The following is an 18,574-nucleotide window of genomic DNA, read 5'->3' on the forward strand; positions in this document are numbered from 1 at the left end:
CGATCGCCAATGATGGAAGGCTGAATTGGCAGGCGTCCACCGGCTATGGCAAGCGCGCCCTGATCGAGACCGCCATCGGGCGCTACAAGGGGCTGATCGGACGTCGCCTGCGAGCTCGCTCCTTTTCGGCTCAGCAGACGGAGGTCGCCATCGGCTGCGCCGTTCTCAACCGCATGACGGCGTGCGCACGCCCGGAGTCCGTTCGCTGCCCGGCAAGGCCGACATAGCAGGCGGCATCAAAGAGCTGATTGTGCCTAATGCCCCATTTGTGCACCAACGCCGATCTGCATGGCCTTTTCGGCCAGGCCTTCTTTCAGCCCCTCGACGCTCTCGCCATTTCGAGGCTGGGTGCGCGCCGGGATTTGGAGGGGTGATTGAGCGATGCCATGACGGGATCCTTTTGAAGCGAAGGACAAGCGAAGCTCTGGGTACCGGTTGTTCGTCCGGATCAGCCGCTTGGGTGCGGTCAAAATGACAGGCGCGTTAGCGGCCCGGCCAAGGTCAGGGCGGTGTAGCAAGAGCGAGGAAGGCGTGCGTCAGCGCGGACCGACTTGAGGGTCCGCGCCTGATGCCGGCGCGCCTTTCGATGACGCGCTGATCCTGGCGCAACCCGGCGCGATAGCGGCCCTTCATCGAGTCGCGCCCATGGCAGACCCCAGCAAAGCCGAGGTGCCGTGCCGGGCGAATGGCTGTATCAGCGGCCGCATCTAGCCATCACCGCCGGGCAAGCCTCGCCGCCGACAATGACTTCGACCGTCTTGAAGCCAAATATGGCGGAAACCGCTCGTAATGGCGGTGACGTTCGAGCCGGCCGCCGCGAAAGACCTCGAAGATATGGCCGACTACATCTACCCCGAAAATCCGGAGGCCGCTTTTCGGTTCGTGACGGAATTACACACTCGATGCAGCCGGCCTGCGGACACTCGACGCGGTGTTGTAGCCAGTGTTCTCTGACGATTGACAGTTCAAGGCAAGCGGGACCCGTTGCTGTCATAGGGCCATTTCCACTTGCTGATTTCCGGCATGTCCTCGCCGTATTGGCGGACATAGTGGTGATGTTCCTCAAGCTTGTTACGAAAAAGGCCAATCACATCGGCCGCCTTTTCCTTGAGCCCCGGCACGCGCGTGATTGCCTCAATGGCAAGATGGTAGCGGTCGAGTTCATTGAGAACGGTCATGTCAAACGGCGTCGTTGTCGTGCCTTCCTCGATAAAGCCGCGGACGTGGATATTGCCGTGGTTGTTGCGCCTATAGGTGAGGCGGTGGATCAGGTAAGGATAACCGTGATAGGCGAAGATCACAGGTCGGTCCGATGTGAACAGCCCATCAAACACCTCATCGGTGAGGCCGTGCGGGTGTTGTTCCTTGGATTGAAGGGCCATCAAGTCGACGACATTGACCAGGCGGATCGACAGCTCGGGAATATTCTGACGGAGGAGATCGACCGCGGCGAGCGTCTCCATCGTCGGCACGTCGCCCGCGCAGGCCATAACCACGTCGGGCTCGACCGCGCTCTGTTCGTTGCCAGCCCACTCCCAGATGCCAATCCCAGCCTGGCAATGCTTGATGGCCTCGGCCATCGGCAGCCACTGCAGCTCCGGCTGTTTGCCGGCGACGATGACGTTGATGCGGTCATAGGTGGCCAGGCAATGATTACCGATCCAAAGCAAGGTGTTTGCGTCAGGCGGCAGGTAGATGCGCACCGCATCTGCCTTTTTGTTGGCAACGACGTCGATGAACCCCGGATCTTGGTGACTGAAACCGTTGTGGTCCTGCCGCCAGACATGCGAGGTCAACAGGTAGTTCAGTGACGAAACCGGCTTCCGCCACGACAATTCGCGCGACACCTTCAGCCATTTGGTGTGCTGGTTGAACATCGAATCGATGATGTGGATGAAGGCCTCGTAGCAGGAAAACAGGCCATGGCGGCCGGTTAGCAGATAGCCCTCAAGCCAGCCTTGGCAGAGATGTTCGCTGAGCACCTCCATCACCCTGCCGTCGCGGCTCAGATGCTCGTCATAGGGCTCTATTTCCTCCATCCAGACACGGTCGGTCACTTCGAAGACGCTGCCGAGGCGGTTGGACTCCGTCTCGTCGGGTCCGAAGATGCGGAAATTGGCGCTGTCGGCGTTGAGAGACAGGGTGTCACGCAAATAATGGCCGAGAACTTCCGTCGATTGCGCCAGTGTTCTGCCGCGTTCGGGGATCGCTACGGCATAGTCGTGGATGTCCGGCACGACGAGTTCACGGCGCAGCAGACCGCCATTGGCATGGGGATTGGCGCCCATACGTCGTTCGCCCTTCGGCGCCAGCGCACGCAAGTCGTCCTTCAATCGTCCATCGGCGTCGAATAGATCCTGCGGATCGTAACTTCCCATCCAGTCTTCAAGGATCTTGCGATGTCCGGCATCCTCCCGGCAATTGGAAACGGGCACCTGATGGGCGCGCCAGAAGCCTTCTACCTTTTTGCCGTCGACTTCCTTTGGTCCGGTCCAGCCTTTCGGGCTCCTGAGCACGATCATCGGCCAACGGGGGCAGATATTCCCGGGTACACCCGTGCGGGCCTCCCGTTGAATGGCGCGGATGCGATCGAAGACCAGTTCGAAGGTGACCGCCATCGCCTGGTGCATCTGGTGTGGGTCCGACCCTTCGACGAAGAAGGGTTCATAGCCATAGCCGATGAAGAGATGGCGCAGATCTTCGTCGCTGCTGCGGCCAAGAATAGTCGGATTGGCGATCTTATAGCCATTGAGATGCAGGATCGGCAGCACCGCCCCGTCCCGGGTAGGGTTGAGGAATTTGTTGGATTGCCAACTCGCGGCCAGTGCACCGGTCTCGGCTTCACCGTCGCCAACGACGCAGGCGGCGATCAGATCGGGATTGTCGAATACGGCGCCATAGGCGTGAACAAGGGCATAGCCGAGTTCGCCGCCCTCATGGATCGAACCAGGTGTTTCCGGTGCTGCGTGGCTTGGAATTCCACCCGGGAAGGAAAACTGACGGAAGAGTTTGCGCATGCCGTCTGCATCCGCAGAAATATCCGGATAGATCTCACTGTAGCTGCCCTCGAGATAGGTGTTGGCAACCATGCCTGGACCGCCGTGCCCGGGCCCGCAAATATAGATGATATCGAGATCGCGTTGGCGGATGATGCGGTTGAGGTGGGCATAGAGGAAGTTGAGCCCTGGCGTCGTTCCCCAATGGCCAAGCAGCCGCGGCTTGATATGCTCTGCCTGCAAGGGTTCGCGCAGCAGCGGATTATCGAGAAGATAGATCTGGCCGACCGACAGGTAATTGGCAGCGCGCCAATAGCGGTCGATAAGGTCGAGTTCGGCAATGTCGAGTGGTACTGTCTTGTCAGATTTCCGGTCACGGTTTTCCATCGGACTATTCCCCATCGGGTCGGTGGTTGATTGCATCTGACCTTTGGGCCAAACGCGGTGAGCAATCAGTGGGCGCGAAATTTATTCCCGCGGCAGGGCCGACATGGCTTCATCGGCGATCACCTGCTCCTCGTCGGTTGGAATGACGAAGGCTGCGATGGCACTTGCCGATGTGCTGATGACAGGCGCATTGGCGGCATTCGCACTGCCGTCGATGGAAAGGCCGAGCCATTGCAGGCGGTTGCAGATGGCGGCGCGTATGTCCGGCTGGTGCTCGCCTATCCCAGCGGTGAAGACGACGGCGGCAAGGCCGCCGAGCGTCATCGTCATGCGGCCGATCTCGCCGGCAATGCGCAAAACGAAAAGGTCGACCGCCTCTCGCGCTTCCGGTCGTTGGCTCATCAGCAGATCGCGGGTATCGGCGCTGATGCCAGAAACACCAAGCAGACCGGAGCGGTGGTAGAGCATATCCTCCACGCTTTGCAGCGTTGTGCCTTTCGCTCCTAGAAGATACAGCAGCACGCCAGGATCAAGAGTGCCGCAGCGTGTCGCCATGGGAATGCCGTCGAGCGTCGAAAACCCCATGCTGCAGTCGCGGCTGATGCCGCCRTCCAATGCGCACAGGCTGGCGCCGCTGCCGAGATGGGCGACAATGGTTTTGCCGGCCGCAGCCTGCGGTGCGCGACGGCGCAGTTCGCCGGCAATGAAGGCATAGGAAAGGCCGTGAAAACCGTAACGTTTGACCCCCTGGTCGTGCAGGGCGCGCGGAAGGGCGAAGCGACGAACGAGGTCGCTTTGGGCAGCATGAAAAGCGGTATCGAATGAGGCCGTTTGAACAAGCGTCGGCTTCAAATGTCTGACGGCGCGGATCAGGCGCAGGGCTTGTGGCTGGTGCAACGGCGCCAGCGCCGTCAGCGCATCGATGTCGCCAATCGTGGCGTCGTCGAGGGAAACGGGGCCGGCGAACCGATCGCCGCCATGCACGACGCGATGGCCGACGGCATGCACCCTATCCATATTGAAATGTGCTCCAAGGACTTCGAATGTTTCGCAGATGACATCGCGCAAATCCTCGTTGGCTTCTGCCTTTAAAGGAACGTCGAAGACGGCGGGTCCTTCCGTCAGCYGGAAGCTGAGGGGGCGGCGGCGGAAATCGATCAGTCCCGTGCCGACGCGGCGGGCTTTGTCTCCATCGATCTCGAACAGGCCTATCTTGACCGTCGAGGATCCCGCATTGAACGTTAAAAGTAGGTCAATATGCGTCATGTCCAATCTCTCGCGACGATGTTGTCCAGTGGTCGTGACGCACTGCCTGGCTACAGTCTCCCTAAGGACGTGCAACTGACTTTATGCAGCTGCAGGCGAACTGATGATGACGGGAAGGCGAAACAACCGGCGTGCATACCAACCGCAATTGTGGACACAACGCCCGACATCGCCGCCCGGTTCAGCCTTGCCTAAAAAATTGCGTGACGCAGAACAAACCCTTGATCATGTAGCCCCCACGCGAAGAACCGTGTGGGGGCGATGCGACCGACGCCACTACGTGCGCTTTTGGTCCTCGTTCTTTGTCACATCATCGTCCACCAATTCGTACCACATGGCGTTGAGCACTGCGAAGGCGGCGGCCAGTGATAGGCCGAGGATCCAGGCGAAATACCACATTATCTCTTTCCTTTCCTGATTTCAGTAGGCGTGTCCGCCCTTTTCGTTGACGCTGGCCTCGTCGACCTTGCCCCAGAGCACGCGGTAGACCCAGCTCGTGTAGGCGATGATCAACGGCAGGAAGATCACCACCACCACCAGCATGATGAACAGCGTCGTGTGGCTGGACGACGCGTCCCAGACTGTCAGGCTCGAACGCGGATCGAGCGACGATGGCAGGATGAAGGGGAACATCGAAACGCCGACGGTCGAGATGATACCGAAGATCGATATCTTGCTGAGGAGCAGCGTGGTGATTTCCAGCTTTGCCCGCATGGCGACGAAAGCCGTGGCCGCGCCGACGAAGCCGAGGATCGGGGCAATCAACATCCAGGAATGCGCGGCATAGTTCGTAAACCAGGCGCCGGCAACCCTGTCGACGGTCTTTAGCAACGGGTTGGAAGGCCCGATCGTGCTAATGTCGCCGGTGATGCGATAGCCGTCGACACCGAGCCACAGGAAGATGCCGCCTAGAGCGAAGAGGACAATGACGGCGAGCGCTGCGATGCTGCCATAGCTGCGGGCTCGCTCCGCAACCTGACCGGACGCTTTCAACTGCAGCCAGGCTGCGCCGTGCATCGAGAGCATGGCGACCGAGAGCAGACCGCAAAGCAGGGCATATGGATTGAGCAATCCGAAGAAGGATCCTTCATAGAAGATGCGCATGTCGTCGGCGAAGCGAAAAGGCACGCCTTGAAGGACATTGCCGACCGCCACCCCGAATATCAGCGACGGCACGAAGCCTCCGACGAACAGCGCCCAGTCCCATCCGGCCTTCCAGCGGGCGCTATCACGCTTGGAGCGGTATTTAAAACCCACCGGTCGCAGGATGAGTGCAAAGAGGATCGCGAACATGGCGAGGTAGAAGCCCGAAAAGGAGACTGCGTAAAGCGGCGGCCAGGCTGCGAAGATTGCGCCGCCGGCCGTGATCAGCCAAACCTGATTGCCTTCCCAGACCGGGCCGATCGTATTGATGGCGACGCGTCGCTCGGTATCGGTTTTCGCGACGAAGGGGAGCAGCGTGCCAACCCCGAGATCGAAGCCGTCCATGACCGCAAAGCCGATCAGCAATACCCCAAGCAGCAGCCACCAGATCACGCGCAGCGTTTGATAGTCGATGAGTTCGTGAAGGATCATGATGTTCTACTCCGCTGAGATGAGAGTTTGAGAAATGAGCCCGGCCTCCGGCTCGTCGTCCGGCTCCGGCCCTTTACGAATGCCCTTCACCATCAGGCTCATCTCGATGACGATCAGAACGGTATAGAGCGATGCAAAGCCGATAATGGTGAGCAAAACGGTGCCCGCCCCGAGGCTGGAAACAGCAGCAGCGGTCGGCAGGACGCCTTCTATGACCCAGGGCTGGCGCCCGAATTCTGCGACGATCCAACCGAACTCGATCGCAACCCACGGCAGCGGGATGGCCAGTACCGCGATACGAAGCAGCAGTGGATAGCGATCAAGGCGTCGGCGCGCCGAAAGCCAGAAGAAGGTGACCATAAGCGCGATAAAGAACATGCCCAGGCCGACCATGACCCGGAACGACCAGAAGAGCGTCGGCACGTTCGGGACGGTATCGCGAGCCGCCTGGTCGATCTGGGCATCCGTCGCCTGCCGCGGATCGTCGACGTAGCGCTTGAGCAGAAGCGCATAGCCGAGCTCATGACCTAGATCCTCGAAGGACGAGCGCACGTCCTGCGCCACCGCTTCCTGCGTCGGGGCGCTGCGAATCTTGATGAGCGCGTCATAAGCCTTGATGCCATCACGGATCCGGATCTTCGCCTGGTCCTCAAGTTGCTGAATGCCGGGGATTTCGGTTGTCAGCGACCGGGTACCGATCAGGCCCATCACCCAGGGTATGTGGACGGCATAGTGCGTCTCGCGCGATTGCTGGTCCGGGAAGCCGAAGGCGGTGAAAGCGGCAGGGGCCGGCTCGGTTTCCCACATGGCTTCGATCGCGGCCAGCTTCATCTTCTGGTGCTCGGTCGACAGGTAGCCGCTTTCGTCGCCAAGGACGACGACCGAAAGCGCAGATGCAAGGCCAAAGGAGGCGGCAACCGTCATGGAGCGCTTGGCAATCTCGATATGTCGCCCCTTCAAGAGATACCAGGCTGAGACGCCGAGGACGAAGATCGACGCACAGACGTAGCCGGCCGAGACGGTATGGACGAACTTTGCCTGCGCCACCGGGTTGAAGACGACGTCAAAGAAGCTGGTCACTTCCATGCGCATCGTCTGGGGGTTGAGCGCCGATCCAACGGGGTTCTGCATCCAGCCATTGGCAATCAAGATCCACAGGGCCGAGAAATTCGAACCGAGCGCGACTGCCCAGGTGGCGCTTAAATGGCCGACCTTGGAGAGTTTTTCCCAGCCAAAGAAGAACAGCCCGACGAAGGTCGCCTCTAAAAAGAAGGCCATCAGGCCTTCGATCGCGAGCGGGGCTCCAAAGATATCGCCGACATAATAGCTGTAATAGCTCCAGTTCATGCCGAACTGAAACTCCATGACCAGGCCGGTGGCGACCCCGAGCACGAAGTTGATCCCGAACAGGGTGCCCCAGAATTTCGTCATCTGGCGCCAGACCTGCCGACCGGTCATGACGTAGGTGGTCTCCATAATGGCGAGCAGTACGGAAAGACCAAGTGTCAGCGGCACGAACAAGAAATGATAGAGAGCAGTCATTGCGAATTGCAGGCGCGAAAGCGCCACGATGTCGAGTTCCATAAATTTTCTCCCACTGTCCCAGGGGTCGATGATTGTCCGCACCGCCATTTGGGGTGGTGCGGATAGAATGATTTGTAGGCCTGCACCTCAGTCCGGCCGTAGTCCGCCCAGAAGCATGTCGAATTCCACGTCGCCGCGCCGCGCCATTTGGACGATCCGGCCTTGGGAGAGAACGGCTATTCGATCTGCGATCGCCGCCTCGCGCCGGATATGCGTAGCGATGACAAGCGAGTGGTCTTGCGCAAGAGCAGTGAGGCGTTGCATGACATCGCGCGCCGTATCGCCGTCGAGACCCTCGGTCGGCTCGTCTAGCAGCCAGAGCGACGCATCCCGAAGCAGCAACCTGGCCAGGGCCAATCGCCGCATTTGACCACCGGAAAGACCGAGCCCGCCTTCGCCAAGGCGCGTATCGAGCCCCTTTGGCAGTGCCCGTGTCTCCGTAATCAGACCCGCGGATGCCAGCACGTCGCACAGTACCTCGTCGCTCGCGGCCGCATCGGCAAGGCGCAGATTGTCGCTCAACCTGTCCTGGAAAATTTCGGTCCTCTGGGTCAGCAACGTCGAGGGCCGGAGCTCGACCACGCCTTTTTCAGCAGCGATTTCGCCGGCGAGCAAAGAGAGAAGCGTCGACTTCCCGGACCCGCTTGCGCCGATCAGGGCAAGACGCTCTCCGGACATGAGCGAAAGACAGATGTCATGAAGGGCGAAACGGGCGGCACCTTCATGCCGGACCACGACGTTGCCAAGGTGGATCGCGAAGCCTTCCGATGCCTTGCGAACAGACACTCTCGGCGACTGCGGGGCAAGCCGAGGTCCGATGCGCCGGCTGGCCAACGCGGTGCGACCGAGTTCGAGGGCCCCGCGACGAAGCGCTGCGAAGGGTTCCGTCGCGGCAAAGGTGATCAGCAATCCGAGCGCGGCGGCCGGCGCACCGATAGTCCCGGCCTTGGCGAGTGCAGCGACGGTCACAAGTGTGCCGGTCAATAGGGCGGTCGAAACGAGACCGAAGCTAAAGATGACGGTACTTTCGATGCGGTTCAGCCGGTCATCGGCCTCGGCCAGGCGCAGATCGGCCCTGGCGACGGCCGCGCGCTGCGCCTGCAGCCGCCCCGCCATGACAAGTTCGGTCTGCCCGGCGACGAGATCGATGGCACGTGATCGCAGCGCCTCAATCGCATGCGCCCGGCGGCGGGCCGGCTTGATCGCCAACCTGCCTCCAAACAGCGGGATGCCGAGGCCGGTCGCAACGAGCCACAGCCCGACGAGCGCACCGAACAGCGGATGCATCAGCCCAAGCACGACGCCTGTCGCCAGAGCGGAGAGAACGGCGACCGCGACAGGAATGAGCACACGCAGATAGAGAGAATCGAGCACGTCGATATCTGCCGTCAGCCGAAACAACAGCTTGGCGGGTCGGCGTATGAGCGCGGTCGCCGCGGCCGGCTCTGCCCAACCGCGAAAAAGCCTTTCGCGAAGGGCGGCAAGGACGCCGAGGGTGGCGTCATGCGTCGTCAACCGCTCGCCATAACGCGCGGCCGTTCGGACGATCGCCAACAGCCTGATGCCGGCCGACGGTGCAAAGACGTCGAAGGTAATCGCTGCTGCCGCTGACAACCCGGCGAGTGACGTCGCCGTAATGAACCAGCCGGAAAGTCCGAGAAGCCCCATCCCCGCCAGAACGGTTGCAGCGGAGAGTACGCCGCCCAGCAACAGCGATCGGCGGCGCTCCGCCGTGAAAAGTCTAATGACGGGGCCAAGCGAGCGGAAGGTCGACATCATTCCGTCACCTCCTGTACGCAGGCGCCGAGATGGATGATGCGATCCATTTTCGCCGCCAGCACCGGGTCATGCGTGGCAATGACGAGGGTCTTCCCACGGGCAAGAACCATGAGGCTACGGGTGATATCGTTTGCCGTCTCGGTATCGAGATGCGCGGTTGGCTCGTCTGCAAGAATAATGTCGGCCCGGCCATCAACAGCGGCGCGCGCCAGCACCAGCCGCACGGCTTCGCCGCCCGAAAGGCCCAACGCGCCTTCGCCGATCGGCGCCGTCCCGTGCATTTCGAAGACGGGCTGCAAATGTAAATCCCGGATAGCGGATCGGATCGCGTTTGCCCCGATCTCCCGCCGACCGAGTGAGATGTTGCTGGACATCGTGCCGGCAAAGACATGCGGACGCTGCCCGATCCAGGCAATACGGCGGCGCAGCGCTGCCGAGGAGCGATCCGACAGCAATTCGCCGCCGATACGGATCGCGCCGTTCTCGTACGGCGCCAGCCCCGCGATCAACGACAACAATGTTGTCTTGCCGCAGCCACTTGGACCAAGCAGAGCGACACGCTCGCCCGCCGCGATCGTCAGGCTCAGGCCGTCGAAAACAGGCTTGAGCTTAAAGGCATGGCGGAAAGACAAGTGATCGATGCCGATATCCGGCGAGCTGGCACGATCGGCGGATATATCAACCTTATCAGTTCGCCAGCCGGGCAAGGCCAGACAGTTGTTTGATAGTGCGTCGAGCGCATCGATCGCCGCTTCGCCCGAGGCGCGGTCATGCCAAACCGATGAGAGTTCCCGCAGCGGCTCAAAAAAGGCCGGCGCCACGAGCAGGATAAACAGGCCCTGCGTCAGCGTCAGCTTACCGTTCCAGGTGCCGATATCGATCGAACCGAGCAAGCTGAAGCCAATATATACGGCGGTTGCGGCAACTCCGAGGGCCGCGAAAAACTCCAGTACCGCAGAAGACAGAAATGCGATCCTGAGCACCGCCATGGTGCGCACGCGCAGAGATTCCGCATCGGCACGCAACCTTTGCGCCGTGATATCCACCGCACCCAACGCGCGGATCGTCGCAAGACCGCGCAGGCGATCCAGCAGGAAGGCGTTGAGACCGCCGGATTCTGCCAGCATCTCCTCGCTGGCTGCCTTGGCGCGCCAGCCGATCAATGCCATGAAAATCGGGATAAGCGGGGCCGCAAGCATCAGGATGACGGCCGCGACCCAGGAGATGGGAAACACGCAGATAAACATGACAAGCGGCACTGCGCTTGCCTTCAGCCGCGCCGGCAGGAAGCGGGCCAAATAGGGCACGATGGTCTCCGCCTGTTCCGCGATCAGGCTGGCGGCAAGCCCCGACGCGGGTCGCTCCGCATCCAGAGGCGAGCGGGCGGCAAGGGCTGCGGTGGCAATATCGCGGCGCCGGCTGAGCTCCGCTCTTGCCGCACGGAAAGCCATTCGCCCGCCGACAGCGTCCAGTGCTGCGCGCAGGATCCCCAAAATGAGGACGAAGGCAGCCGGCAAGACGATTGCCCCAAGCCTGCTGCCATCCGTGATCAGGCCGACGCCAAAGGCGAGCAGCGCGGCCTGACCGATCCATATGAGCGCCGCCACAGTCTGCACCACCGCGGCTCGGCGCAGACCGTCCGGTTGGGCGCGGCGAACCTTCCGGTGATCGAGCCATGTGGGCTCCGCGGCGACCTGCAGAGCCTTTGCCCGCGCATTGTCCGGCTCGATATCGGCTTCAAGAAAAGCACTGGTCATGGCCCTTACCTTTCGCCGGTCGGATTTGGACTTGGCCGGCGACGGCCAAGAGAGACCACGCGGTCCTTCGCCTCGAGCAATCGGGTCACCTTGGCACCGAGCGCCAGCAGCGTTGCCAACCGCTCGGTTTCAAGCTGCCGGACGTCGTCGTACCAATTTGTTAGTTGTTCGATCAGACCATGCATCTCGGTCATGCGCGCCTGCGCATAGCGTTCTTCTTCGCTAGCCGGCTGTTGCATCAAGATCTCGCGAAGAACGGACAGCGTCGGGTCGACTTCGCGCTTCTTTCGCTCCTCGGCCAGCGTCCGAAGGATCTGCCAGACATCGTCCGGCGTGGTGAAGAAGTCGCGACGATCACCCGGCTTGTGCTTGAGAAGGACCAGATTCCAAGCCTGTAATTCGCGCAGGCTCATCGACACGTTCGAGCGCGAGACGCCAACGGCATCGACAATGTCTTCGGCGCAGAGCGGCGTCGGAGAGACATAAAGCAGAGCATAAATCTGTCCGACGGTGCGGTTGATCCCCCAGCGTGAGCCCATCTCGCCGAAGTGAAGAACAAAGGATTGGACGAGAGGCGGGAGGTTCATGGCGACTTCCGATGTTACAGTAATTTCAGTAATTTCTGAAATCAATATATTCCCCAAGGCTTGTTTTGCAATCCTCGCCCTGCATATGCGTCAATCTGAGCCAGTCATTTCTCCGCGGAGGTTTGACTGCGGGTTTGGTCGATTCTGCTTGGCCCGGTAGCACTTGCCGCCTCTATAGACGGCGACAGGGCAAAGGAACTTGATCTAAGTCAATCGATGCCGAAAGTGCGCTCGTCTTCGCTTGGACGAGAAGCTTGTTGTCCGTGACGCCTGGCGATCATCGAGATTGCGTCCGCGCCATGCTTGCATCCCAGTTGGCAGATATCTCCAATTCGGACCTTTTTGGCTGCCGCCCATGACTTCGCGGCGCGCCTGTTCAACTGGGTTCGAAATTATCTGGGCGTTCTGACAGGCTCTTAACAGCTTGCCAGGCTTAACAGGATGCCACCTCCCGACGCTTCTAGCGACCAAAAGGACATTGCTTCATGCCCCCCCTTGTAACACTTGCCACGTCGACATTCTCCACAAACCCTTCCATCAGGCGCACTGAACGTTTTTTCGGCCGAGTGTCCAGCCTAGCGACTAGCTGCGAAATCGGCGGTTGCTAGAATGGATCAGGCACCCAATAGTCCAAAGGCCGGGTTGCCCTTCAAAACCGTAACCCCAATGGTGCGTGTCTGGGATCCCGTCGTGCGATTATTCCACTGGACGGTCGCAATCGCTTGTGTCCTCAATCTGTTTATTCTGGAAGAGGGCGAATATTGGCATCGGATGACCGGCTACACCGTTGCTATCGCATTGTGCATTCGCATCGTCTGGGGATTTGCGGGCACCCACTATGCTCGCTTTTCCCAGTTCTTTCCGACAAGAGCCAAGGTTGCCGCGCAGTTGAGAGACATTTCACGGGGCACCGAACGGCGAATGCTTGGACACACTCCGCTTGCTTCGATCATGATGCTGACATTGATGGCATTGCTGATCGGTACCTGTTTGACAGGTTGGATGACAACGTTAGATGCATTCTTTGGCGATAAATGGCTGAAGCAGTTGCATGGGTTAATGGCCAACATCATCATGATCCTGGCCTTTGCTCACGCTGGGGCGGCGCTGATCGAAAGCTGGCGGCACAAAGAAAACCTGGTCTGGGCAATGGTGACGGGACGAAAACGCCGATGAGGCTGCTTTTGGTGGAGGATAGCGCCAGACTACGCGACCTGGTCTCGGAGACGATCCACGAAGCCGGATGGCGCATCGATGCGCTGCCCACGGCCGGTGACGGCCGAATTGCGTTGCAATCGGTGGAATATGATCTCGTCATGCTGGATCTCGGTCTGCCGGACGAGGACGGACTGGATTTCCTGCGCGACATGCGCAAGGCGGGCCTGACGATACCCATCCTCATCTTGACAGCGCGAAGTGCCATCGACGAGCGAATAGCCGGCCTCGATGCCGGAGCTGACGACTATCTCACCAAGCCGTTCAACAATGGCGAACTGCTGGCTCGCATTCGCGCCCTGCTGCGACGGGCGCCAATTGCTACAATGCCGATATTGGGATTTGGCAGTTTGACCTTCGATGTAGCAAAGACAGCCTTAACTTGCGGGGCAAAGGAAATTGCCCTTACTCCAATGGAAAATTCGTTGATGCAATTGCTGATGCGCAATGCAGGCAAGGTGGTCCCAAAGCGACGAATCGAAAGCGTATTGTCGGAATTTGGAGGCGAGCGCACAACGAATGCCATCGAGCTCGCCGTTTCCAGGCTCAGAAAGAAGCTAGACGGCCTTCCAACCGATGTCGCCGTCGAGACAGTGCGCGGCGTTGGTTATCTTCTGCGAGAGACTTCCTCGTGAGCATCAGGGCGCGCTCATTGGGCGAAATCCTGGCCGGTCGCATCGCCTTTTTTGCGGTGCTCGCCATGCTTGCCCAGGTCGCCATCGTTTTTGCGAACTACTATTGGAATGATGGTGAACTGTCGCGCTTGCTTATCGAGCGGGAGACCGAGCAGTTGGCTGGCGGGATCTCCGGGCCAAGCGAGCAACCATTCTTTGCTCTTCCAGCTGATCTGAAAGGCCGCTATGGCTCAGCAAATAGCGGTTATTTCGCGCGTATACGAACCACGTCGGGCCAGGTCCTGTTTTCGACCTGCAATGAACAATGTGCTACGCATTTCATGCCGCTCGATTTGAAGCCGCCGAGCTTCTGGATCCGGACGATCCGGCCTGGCAAGCCGCTGACGTTGGCCGGCGGGCGCGCATTCACAGTCGCCGATGATACCGTGCTGGTGGAGGTCGCAATCATCGGAGACCCGCAAGATGCGATTTCAGGCGTCCTTTGGCACGAGGTGTTGGATCATATGATCGTGCCGATGGGCATCATTCTCGTGCTAGTGTTTGGAGCGACGCTTGTTTCCGTTCGCACCGCGCTGCGACCGGTTCGGGCAGCAGCCCTTGCCGCGGATGCGCTCGATCCAATGGACTCCCGATCGCATCTCAATATTGAAGGGATGCCTCTTGAGGTTGCAAGGCTCGCAGATGCCGTTAATCGCGCTTTCACACGCGTCGGCGATCTCATGAAAGCTCAAAAGATACTGACGTCCGGCATCGCCCATGAGGTTCGCACGCCGTTGGCAGCCGTGAAGCTGGAGCTGGAGCGCATCGATCATCCGCGTGCCCGCAAGGCGGAAGCCGATCTCGACGAGCTGGTCAATTTTGTCGAGCAGCTCACGTCACTGGCAAGATTGGATACTTTCGACCATAGCCTTTTCCAACCAGTCAGCTTGTCGGCGATCGGTGAAGATGTGGTGCAGGCGATGGCTCCTTGGGTCTACCAGAACGGTCACAGCCTGGCACTCGAGAAAATGGGCGACCGACAGGTACTGGCGCTTGAGAGCCTATTGCGGGATGCAGTACGCAACCTCGTGGAAAATGCTGTCAAACACACGCCGGCAGGTAGCGCCATCGTTGTTTCGGTCGATAATTCGACGATCGCGGTCCGCGACCAGGCAGCGATAGCAAAGGTTTATGATGTCGCCACCACGGCCTTCAAAAGCGCCGGCGGCCTCGGCATTGGCCTTGAGATCGTCCGGCGTATTGCAGCGCTTCACGGGGCGCAATTCGAGATGGTTCGGGACAACAGCGGCACGCTGGCGAGACTTGTCTTTGACGCGCGGCGCGGCGGATAAGCGCGGCGGAAAGGATATTCAAGCGCGGGCTCAGGCTCCATACCTCCAAAGCTGACCCGCCGAGCCAACCTGTCAAAAGCCTGTCATCAATCGAAGAAAGGCAATCGCATGCAAGCCGCAATATGGATTTCGCCACAATCGGTGCGCCAATCTGCTCTGACAATCGCCACCGATCTCCGGGAGATCTTTGTAGCCTCGCTCCAGACAAACGGAACTCTCTAGAAAACGACAGAAATGAGCAGAACATCATGAAGAAAATCTCGCCATCCACATTCAGCACGTCTCGATTTCTCGGTGTTGGTCTGACGTTAGTCTTGCTGAGTGCACCTGCCATTGCCGCCTCGCTCAAAAGCATCATGAGCAGTATGGGTGACAATACCTCCGCGGCAAAAGCGGTGCTGGTCAATTTTGATGGCCCAACCGCGGTGCAAATTCTGCATCGCTACTCCGACGATGCTCGGCGCGCCGACGCCGCATTTGCCAGCAGCAGCAGTGCCAAGGGAAAGGATCTGCATGCTCGCTTCAGCAAGTTGGCGGCGATGGCGGATCAGGCGAGCCAAAAGGCGCCTGACGCCGCCTCCTTCCATCAGACGATGGGCGCCATCGTCGCTGAATGCAAATCCTGCCATTCGGTCTACAACTAGATGCACTTGGCGTGGCCGCTGGTTCATCCAATGATCCACAGTGCATGCAACGCCTGTGCGGTTCACTGCTCCTTCCAGGTGTCACGGTCACGGTGATGCAGCCTGCCTGACGCGGTCCGGCCGTCGCCGTGTATGTGCCCCACACACCGGCGACGGCCGTCTCCAGCGCTCTCACTAGACGTAATCTACGCCGGATAGGCCCACATATTCTGTTATGAAACCCTTAGCTTTGGCCGCTTTCAAGAAGCGGTTGGCCTCGAAGAGATTTATGGCGACCGATGTTTCCGTTCCAGTTCGCAGCGCCTCATTCACCCCTGCGCAAATCCAATCATATCCCCTCAGCGTCAAGCTGGAGATTTCCCACAGGCCATTGTCGCCCTTGGTCAATCGGAAGTCGGCGTGCTGCGGATGTGAAGCGTCCAAGCCTGCCGCTGCCAAAAGCGCTTCTTCGGTTCGTGTGAAATCCTTGTTCAAGGCGTTCATTGCGGTCCTCCGCGTTTTGCTATGAACCGATGATGGCGTTGTCAAACGAAGCCGCATTGATGCAGATCAATCCCGGAATGATCGCACCGGAAAAGATCAGAGGAATGCTCCGGCTCAATGTGGGTGCTGCCTCGATCGTCAGTCCAGCAATTCGCGAAGCCTGATCACAAGCTCCCGTGCCGTGTATGGCCTTTTTAGCCAGATTTCGTTTTCGGAAAGTCGATCGCCCGCGACTTGCGGCGAAGCATAGCCGGAGGTGAAGAGCACGCGGATGTCTGGCTTCAAGCGCGCGAGCTTATCGCCCGCCGGCCCGCCTGGATGACCATATCCGTGATTAGCAATGCGATATCAAGGTTCTGGCCGAACAATATCAGCGCCTCTGTGCCGTTGGAGGCTTCCAAGACCCGATAGCGCGCATCTCTCAGCCTGGCGACTGCGACGCGCCTTACCCGCAGATCGTCCTCGACGACAAGGAGATTGGCCGTAGACATCAAGTTCGCCGCCTAGCACCATGCGCCTCTCTTAGTCAGCTACTAATCCGTTTTGGTTTTGGGGTATGCATGCTTAATGTCATCGAGACCGTCCGCTTGAGCTTGAGCATCCTTCAGCAAATCTTCGGCGTAGCTTTGCGCGTCGATTATATCCCGAAAATTAAGCCCCGATTTTCGGCAATTAATTTCGATGTCTCGCAGCATTTCTGCAATTAGGTCTGCCTTTTCCTTTCCATCGTGGAGACGAAGCAACCTTGACACAGAACTCAAAGCTACGAGTTCAAGAACAAGAAGCCGACCTTCAATTTCTCCAATCGTTGGCGCGGTTGCGCTGCTCTTGTCACTTGAATTTTGACCCTTGATTTTTGGCATGGCGAAAATCCTTATGATGAGACGAAGATAGACTTTTGGCCCTCTTCGCGCCTTGAAATTCCTCATCCGCTAGCTCTGAGTGGCGCGCCCACTTACATCGACCATATCGAGCGCAAAGAAAATGTGCGCTTTCGAGGTTGCATCCGCTAATCTGGAAGGCGGCTTCAACGCGCCGGGCTCCCACCAGTCGATGTGTCGCGCCAGCAGAGACCAGGCCCGATGCTTCTCTTCGCGGCACTCATCGGCATCCAGATCAACGAATTTCGCGTCGATAATTACGCTTTTCCAAGAGTGCTTGCTTTTAAGCTTGTCAATTTGGACGCAAACATTGGGGTTGCCTCTCATTATATCCAGCTTCTTACCCGGCAATGTAAAGGCATATAGCCTATCACTTGCGTAAGCATATTGAACAGGGACGACATATGGGATGTTCCCCTCCGCGCAGGCCAACCTCGCCAGCCATTGTTTCCTAACGAGGTCAATACAATCGTGGTAAGGCATTTCTTGAATGTTCATAACTGCTCCTCACAGGCATAGCGGATCTTCCATCAACAACGCGACAAAGTCGCCAGCTCTATCCCTACCGACGACCGAAGCTCGTATAGAGATAGCAGGGGGTGCCACTGCTAATGATCACGTAAGCGACGCACTACCGTTTTGGATCTCCCTGCCTTTTAGGCGCCGCGCTCCCCGCCCGCTCCAGCGCTTCTTCAAACAACCCGTGCGCATACTCCGACGCAGCCGCAATATCAGCTTCAGGCAGGCTTGCCTGTTCACATTTCCTTTCGATTGCGCGCCGGAGTGCTGCTATGAGTTCGGTCTGACCCTCAGCGTCGCAGCGCCTTAACAGCCTCGCTAGAGCAGTAGTCGCGATAGATCGAAGAACGAAGACTCTACCTCCAGTTTCACCCAAAGATGGCACCGCGCTACCGGCCGAGCCACCTAAGTTATCGCGCTTTGCTCTAAGCATAGTATCGCTCCTGAATACGCATGCGGTATCGAACAATCCTACGATAGTTCTGCCATTGCTTAGTGCATTGAGGCAAATCAATATGAGCAGCCAAAAAGATTCAGCTTGACAGCGGTGGCGCTGGGTCTCCCATTGCAGACGGTGCGTTGGAGTTGGAGCTATAGCCATCAACAATCCGACGCGGCGGTTTCAGTTCACAGTTTCTCGCTTCGTATTCAGCGCTGCTCCCTAAGGCACATCGCCACCATCCCACAAATTCCGCGTTCCTGAGATGTAACAAGCCTTCACTGCGGGCCACTGGACAATATGACGATGACACCCTTTCAGAGCCAGACCACCAACATCCTCGTGGTCGACGACGATCCGCGCATCCGGCAGATGCTGACACGCTACTTCGAGGACGAAGGATATGGCGTCACCGCGGTGGCGGATGGTGCCTCGATGCGCGCGGTGCTACCGCGGATTTCGTTCGACGCCATATTCCTCGATCTCGTCCTGCCCG

At 59.0% G+C, this 18,574-nt stretch carries 18 protein-coding genes and 2 pseudogenes; 8 read left to right on the forward strand and 12 right to left on the reverse strand.

Going from position 1 to position 18,574, the window contains the following annotated elements; genetic code table 11:
• Positions 1 to 227: pseudogene (locus AB4Z52_RS34115) on the forward strand (IS5/IS1182 family transposase); the annotation flags it as partial.
• Positions 228 to 789: 562 nt separating this feature from the next.
• On the forward strand, positions 790 to 954 hold the full coding sequence (locus AB4Z52_RS34120) for a type II toxin-antitoxin system RelE/ParE family toxin (RefSeq protein WP_442222261.1): 165 nt from the start codon (positions 790 to 792) through the stop codon (positions 952 to 954).
• Positions 955 to 965: 11 nt separating this feature from the next.
• On the opposite strand, the gene AB4Z52_RS34125 is transcribed toward AB4Z52_RS34120, so the two are convergent.
• From AB4Z52_RS34125 to AB4Z52_RS34160, 8 genes are all read right to left on the reverse strand, one after another.
• Entirely contained in the window at positions 966 to 3,383 is a 2,418-nt protein-coding gene (locus AB4Z52_RS34125; protein WP_442222262.1) for a phosphoketolase family protein, read from the reverse strand.
• Between the two features lie 81 nt (positions 3,384 to 3,464).
• Positions 3,465 to 4,649, reverse strand: coding sequence for an acetate/propionate family kinase (locus AB4Z52_RS34130; protein ID WP_442222263.1), 1,185 nt, complete (start codon positions 4,647 to 4,649; stop codon positions 3,465 to 3,467).
• A gap of 276 nt (positions 4,650 to 4,925) precedes the next feature.
• Positions 4,926 to 5,048, reverse strand: coding sequence for a cytochrome bd-I oxidase subunit CydX (gene cydX, locus AB4Z52_RS34135; RefSeq protein ID WP_442222264.1), 123 nt, complete (start codon positions 5,046 to 5,048; stop codon positions 4,926 to 4,928).
• Between the two features lie 21 nt (positions 5,049 to 5,069).
• The gene (gene cydB, locus AB4Z52_RS34140) at positions 5,070 to 6,224 is read right to left on the reverse strand and encodes a cytochrome d ubiquinol oxidase subunit II (protein WP_442222265.1); all 1,155 of its coding nucleotides are present in this window, start codon (positions 6,222 to 6,224) and stop codon (positions 5,070 to 5,072) included.
• Positions 6,225 to 6,230: 6 nt separating this feature from the next.
• A complete protein-coding gene (locus AB4Z52_RS34145; protein ID WP_442222266.1) occupies positions 6,231 to 7,808 on the reverse strand; it encodes a cytochrome ubiquinol oxidase subunit I in 1,578 nt (525 codons plus the stop codon).
• Positions 7,809 to 7,895: 87 nt separating this feature from the next.
• Positions 7,896 to 9,584 carry an amino acid ABC transporter ATP-binding/permease protein gene (locus AB4Z52_RS34150; RefSeq protein WP_442222277.1) on the reverse strand — a complete coding sequence of 563 codons (1,689 nt, stop codon included), beginning with the start codon at positions 9,582 to 9,584 and terminating at the stop codon, positions 7,896 to 7,898.
• Positions 9,584 to 11,344 carry a thiol reductant ABC exporter subunit CydD gene (cydD, locus tag AB4Z52_RS34155; protein WP_442222267.1) on the reverse strand — a complete coding sequence of 587 codons (1,761 nt, stop codon included), beginning with the start codon at positions 11,342 to 11,344 and terminating at the stop codon, positions 9,584 to 9,586. The genes AB4Z52_RS34150 and cydD overlap by 1 nt, the downstream gene beginning before the upstream one ends.
• Positions 11,345 to 11,349: 5 nt before the next feature.
• Entirely contained in the window at positions 11,350 to 11,931 is a 582-nt protein-coding gene (locus AB4Z52_RS34160; RefSeq protein ID WP_442222268.1) for a GbsR/MarR family transcriptional regulator, read from the reverse strand.
• A gap of 609 nt (positions 11,932 to 12,540) precedes the next feature.
• Here AB4Z52_RS34160 and AB4Z52_RS34165 point away from each other — a divergent pair.
• The 4 genes from AB4Z52_RS34165 to AB4Z52_RS34180 all read left to right on the forward strand — a co-directional run bounded on the left by AB4Z52_RS34165 (position 12,541) and on the right by AB4Z52_RS34180 (position 15,756).
• Positions 12,541 to 13,107, forward strand: coding sequence for a cytochrome b/b6 domain-containing protein (locus AB4Z52_RS34165; RefSeq protein WP_442222269.1), 567 nt, complete (start codon positions 12,541 to 12,543; stop codon positions 13,105 to 13,107).
• Positions 13,104 to 13,781 (forward strand): response regulator transcription factor, encoded by a 678-nt coding sequence (locus AB4Z52_RS34170; RefSeq protein ID WP_442222270.1) that lies wholly within the window; start codon positions 13,104 to 13,106, stop codon positions 13,779 to 13,781. The genes AB4Z52_RS34165 and AB4Z52_RS34170 overlap by 4 nt, the downstream gene beginning before the upstream one ends.
• A complete protein-coding gene (locus AB4Z52_RS34175) occupies positions 13,778 to 15,112 on the forward strand; it encodes an ATP-binding protein (RefSeq protein ID WP_442222271.1) in 1,335 nt (444 codons plus the stop codon). Before AB4Z52_RS34170 ends, AB4Z52_RS34175 begins: the two co-directional genes overlap by 4 nt.
• Before the next feature lie 248 nt (positions 15,113 to 15,360).
• Positions 15,361 to 15,756, forward strand: coding sequence for a hypothetical protein (locus AB4Z52_RS34180; protein ID WP_442222272.1), 396 nt, complete (start codon positions 15,361 to 15,363; stop codon positions 15,754 to 15,756).
• Between the two features lie 174 nt (positions 15,757 to 15,930).
• Here the strand turns inward: AB4Z52_RS34180 and AB4Z52_RS34185 are convergent, their stop codons facing one another.
• Positions 15,931 to 16,239, reverse strand: coding sequence for a hypothetical protein (locus tag AB4Z52_RS34185; RefSeq protein WP_442222273.1), 309 nt, complete (start codon positions 16,237 to 16,239; stop codon positions 15,931 to 15,933).
• A gap of 32 nt (positions 16,240 to 16,271) precedes the next feature.
• Between AB4Z52_RS34185 and AB4Z52_RS34190 the strand changes: the two genes are divergently transcribed.
• Complete coding sequence (locus AB4Z52_RS34190) at positions 16,272 to 16,403, forward strand: hypothetical protein (RefSeq protein ID WP_442222278.1); 132 nt, start codon at positions 16,272 to 16,274, stop codon at positions 16,401 to 16,403.
• On the opposite strand, the pseudogene AB4Z52_RS34195 reads toward AB4Z52_RS34190, so the two are convergent.
• The 3 genes and pseudogenes from AB4Z52_RS34195 to AB4Z52_RS34205 all read right to left on the reverse strand — a co-directional run.
• Positions 16,378 to 16,715 (reverse strand): annotated as a pseudogene (locus AB4Z52_RS34195) (hybrid sensor histidine kinase/response regulator); the annotation flags it as partial. The gene AB4Z52_RS34190 and the pseudogene AB4Z52_RS34195 sit on opposite strands and share 26 nt — an antisense overlap.
• Before the next feature lie 57 nt (positions 16,716 to 16,772).
• A complete protein-coding gene (locus AB4Z52_RS34200) occupies positions 16,773 to 17,102 on the reverse strand; it encodes a hypothetical protein (RefSeq protein WP_442222274.1) in 330 nt (109 codons plus the stop codon).
• A 69-nt stretch (positions 17,103 to 17,171) separates the two neighbouring features.
• Positions 17,172 to 17,618 (reverse strand): pyridoxamine 5'-phosphate oxidase family protein, encoded by a 447-nt coding sequence (locus AB4Z52_RS34205; protein WP_442222275.1) that lies wholly within the window; start codon positions 17,616 to 17,618, stop codon positions 17,172 to 17,174.
• Positions 17,619 to 18,384: 766 nt separating this feature from the next.
• On the opposite strand from AB4Z52_RS34205, the gene AB4Z52_RS34210 reads away from it, so the two are divergent.
• The coding region (locus AB4Z52_RS34210) for a response regulator (RefSeq protein WP_442222276.1) at positions 18,385 to 18,574 on the forward strand (190 nt) is incomplete at its 3' end.

Origin of the sequence: Rhizobium sp. 2YAF20, from assembly GCF_052114685.1 — a bacterium.
Taxonomy (GTDB): Bacteria; Pseudomonadota; Alphaproteobacteria; order Rhizobiales; family Rhizobiaceae; genus Rhizobium.

Excerpts from the sequence above, each read along its gene's own strand:
- AB4Z52_RS34120 (WP_442222261.1), top strand. The coding sequence starts at position 790 with ATGGCGGTGACGTTCGAGCCGGCCGCCGCGAAAGACCTCGAAGATATG.
- AB4Z52_RS34125 (WP_442222262.1), bottom strand. The coding sequence starts at position 3,383 with ATGGAAAACCGTGACCGGAAATCTGACAAGACAGTACCACTCGACATT.
- cydX (WP_442222264.1), bottom strand. The coding sequence starts at position 5,048 with ATGTGGTATTTCGCCTGGATCCTCGGCCTATCACTGGCCGCCGCCTTC.
- cydB (WP_442222265.1), bottom strand. The coding sequence starts at position 6,224 with ATGATCCTTCACGAACTCATCGACTATCAAACGCTGCGCGTGATCTGG.
- AB4Z52_RS34145 (WP_442222266.1), bottom strand. The coding sequence starts at position 7,808 with ATGGAACTCGACATCGTGGCGCTTTCGCGCCTGCAATTCGCAATGACT.
- AB4Z52_RS34150 (WP_442222277.1), bottom strand. The coding sequence starts at position 9,584 with ATGTCGACCTTCCGCTCGCTTGGCCCCGTCATTAGACTTTTCACGGCG.
- cydD (WP_442222267.1), bottom strand. The coding sequence starts at position 11,344 with ATGACCAGTGCTTTTCTTGAAGCCGATATCGAGCCGGACAATGCGCGG.
- AB4Z52_RS34160 (WP_442222268.1), bottom strand. The coding sequence starts at position 11,931 with ATGAACCTCCCGCCTCTCGTCCAATCCTTTGTTCTTCACTTCGGCGAG.
- AB4Z52_RS34165 (WP_442222269.1), top strand. The coding sequence starts at position 12,541 with ATGGATCAGGCACCCAATAGTCCAAAGGCCGGGTTGCCCTTCAAAACC.
- AB4Z52_RS34170 (WP_442222270.1), top strand. The coding sequence starts at position 13,104 with ATGAGGCTGCTTTTGGTGGAGGATAGCGCCAGACTACGCGACCTGGTC.
- AB4Z52_RS34180 (WP_442222272.1), top strand. The coding sequence starts at position 15,361 with ATGAAGAAAATCTCGCCATCCACATTCAGCACGTCTCGATTTCTCGGT.
- AB4Z52_RS34185 (WP_442222273.1), bottom strand. The coding sequence starts at position 16,239 with ATGAACGCCTTGAACAAGGATTTCACACGAACCGAAGAAGCGCTTTTG.
- AB4Z52_RS34190 (WP_442222278.1), top strand. The coding sequence starts at position 16,272 with ATGGCGTTGTCAAACGAAGCCGCATTGATGCAGATCAATCCCGGAATG.
- AB4Z52_RS34200 (WP_442222274.1), bottom strand. The coding sequence starts at position 17,102 with ATGCCAAAAATCAAGGGTCAAAATTCAAGTGACAAGAGCAGCGCAACC.
- AB4Z52_RS34205 (WP_442222275.1), bottom strand. The coding sequence starts at position 17,618 with ATGAACATTCAAGAAATGCCTTACCACGATTGTATTGACCTCGTTAGG.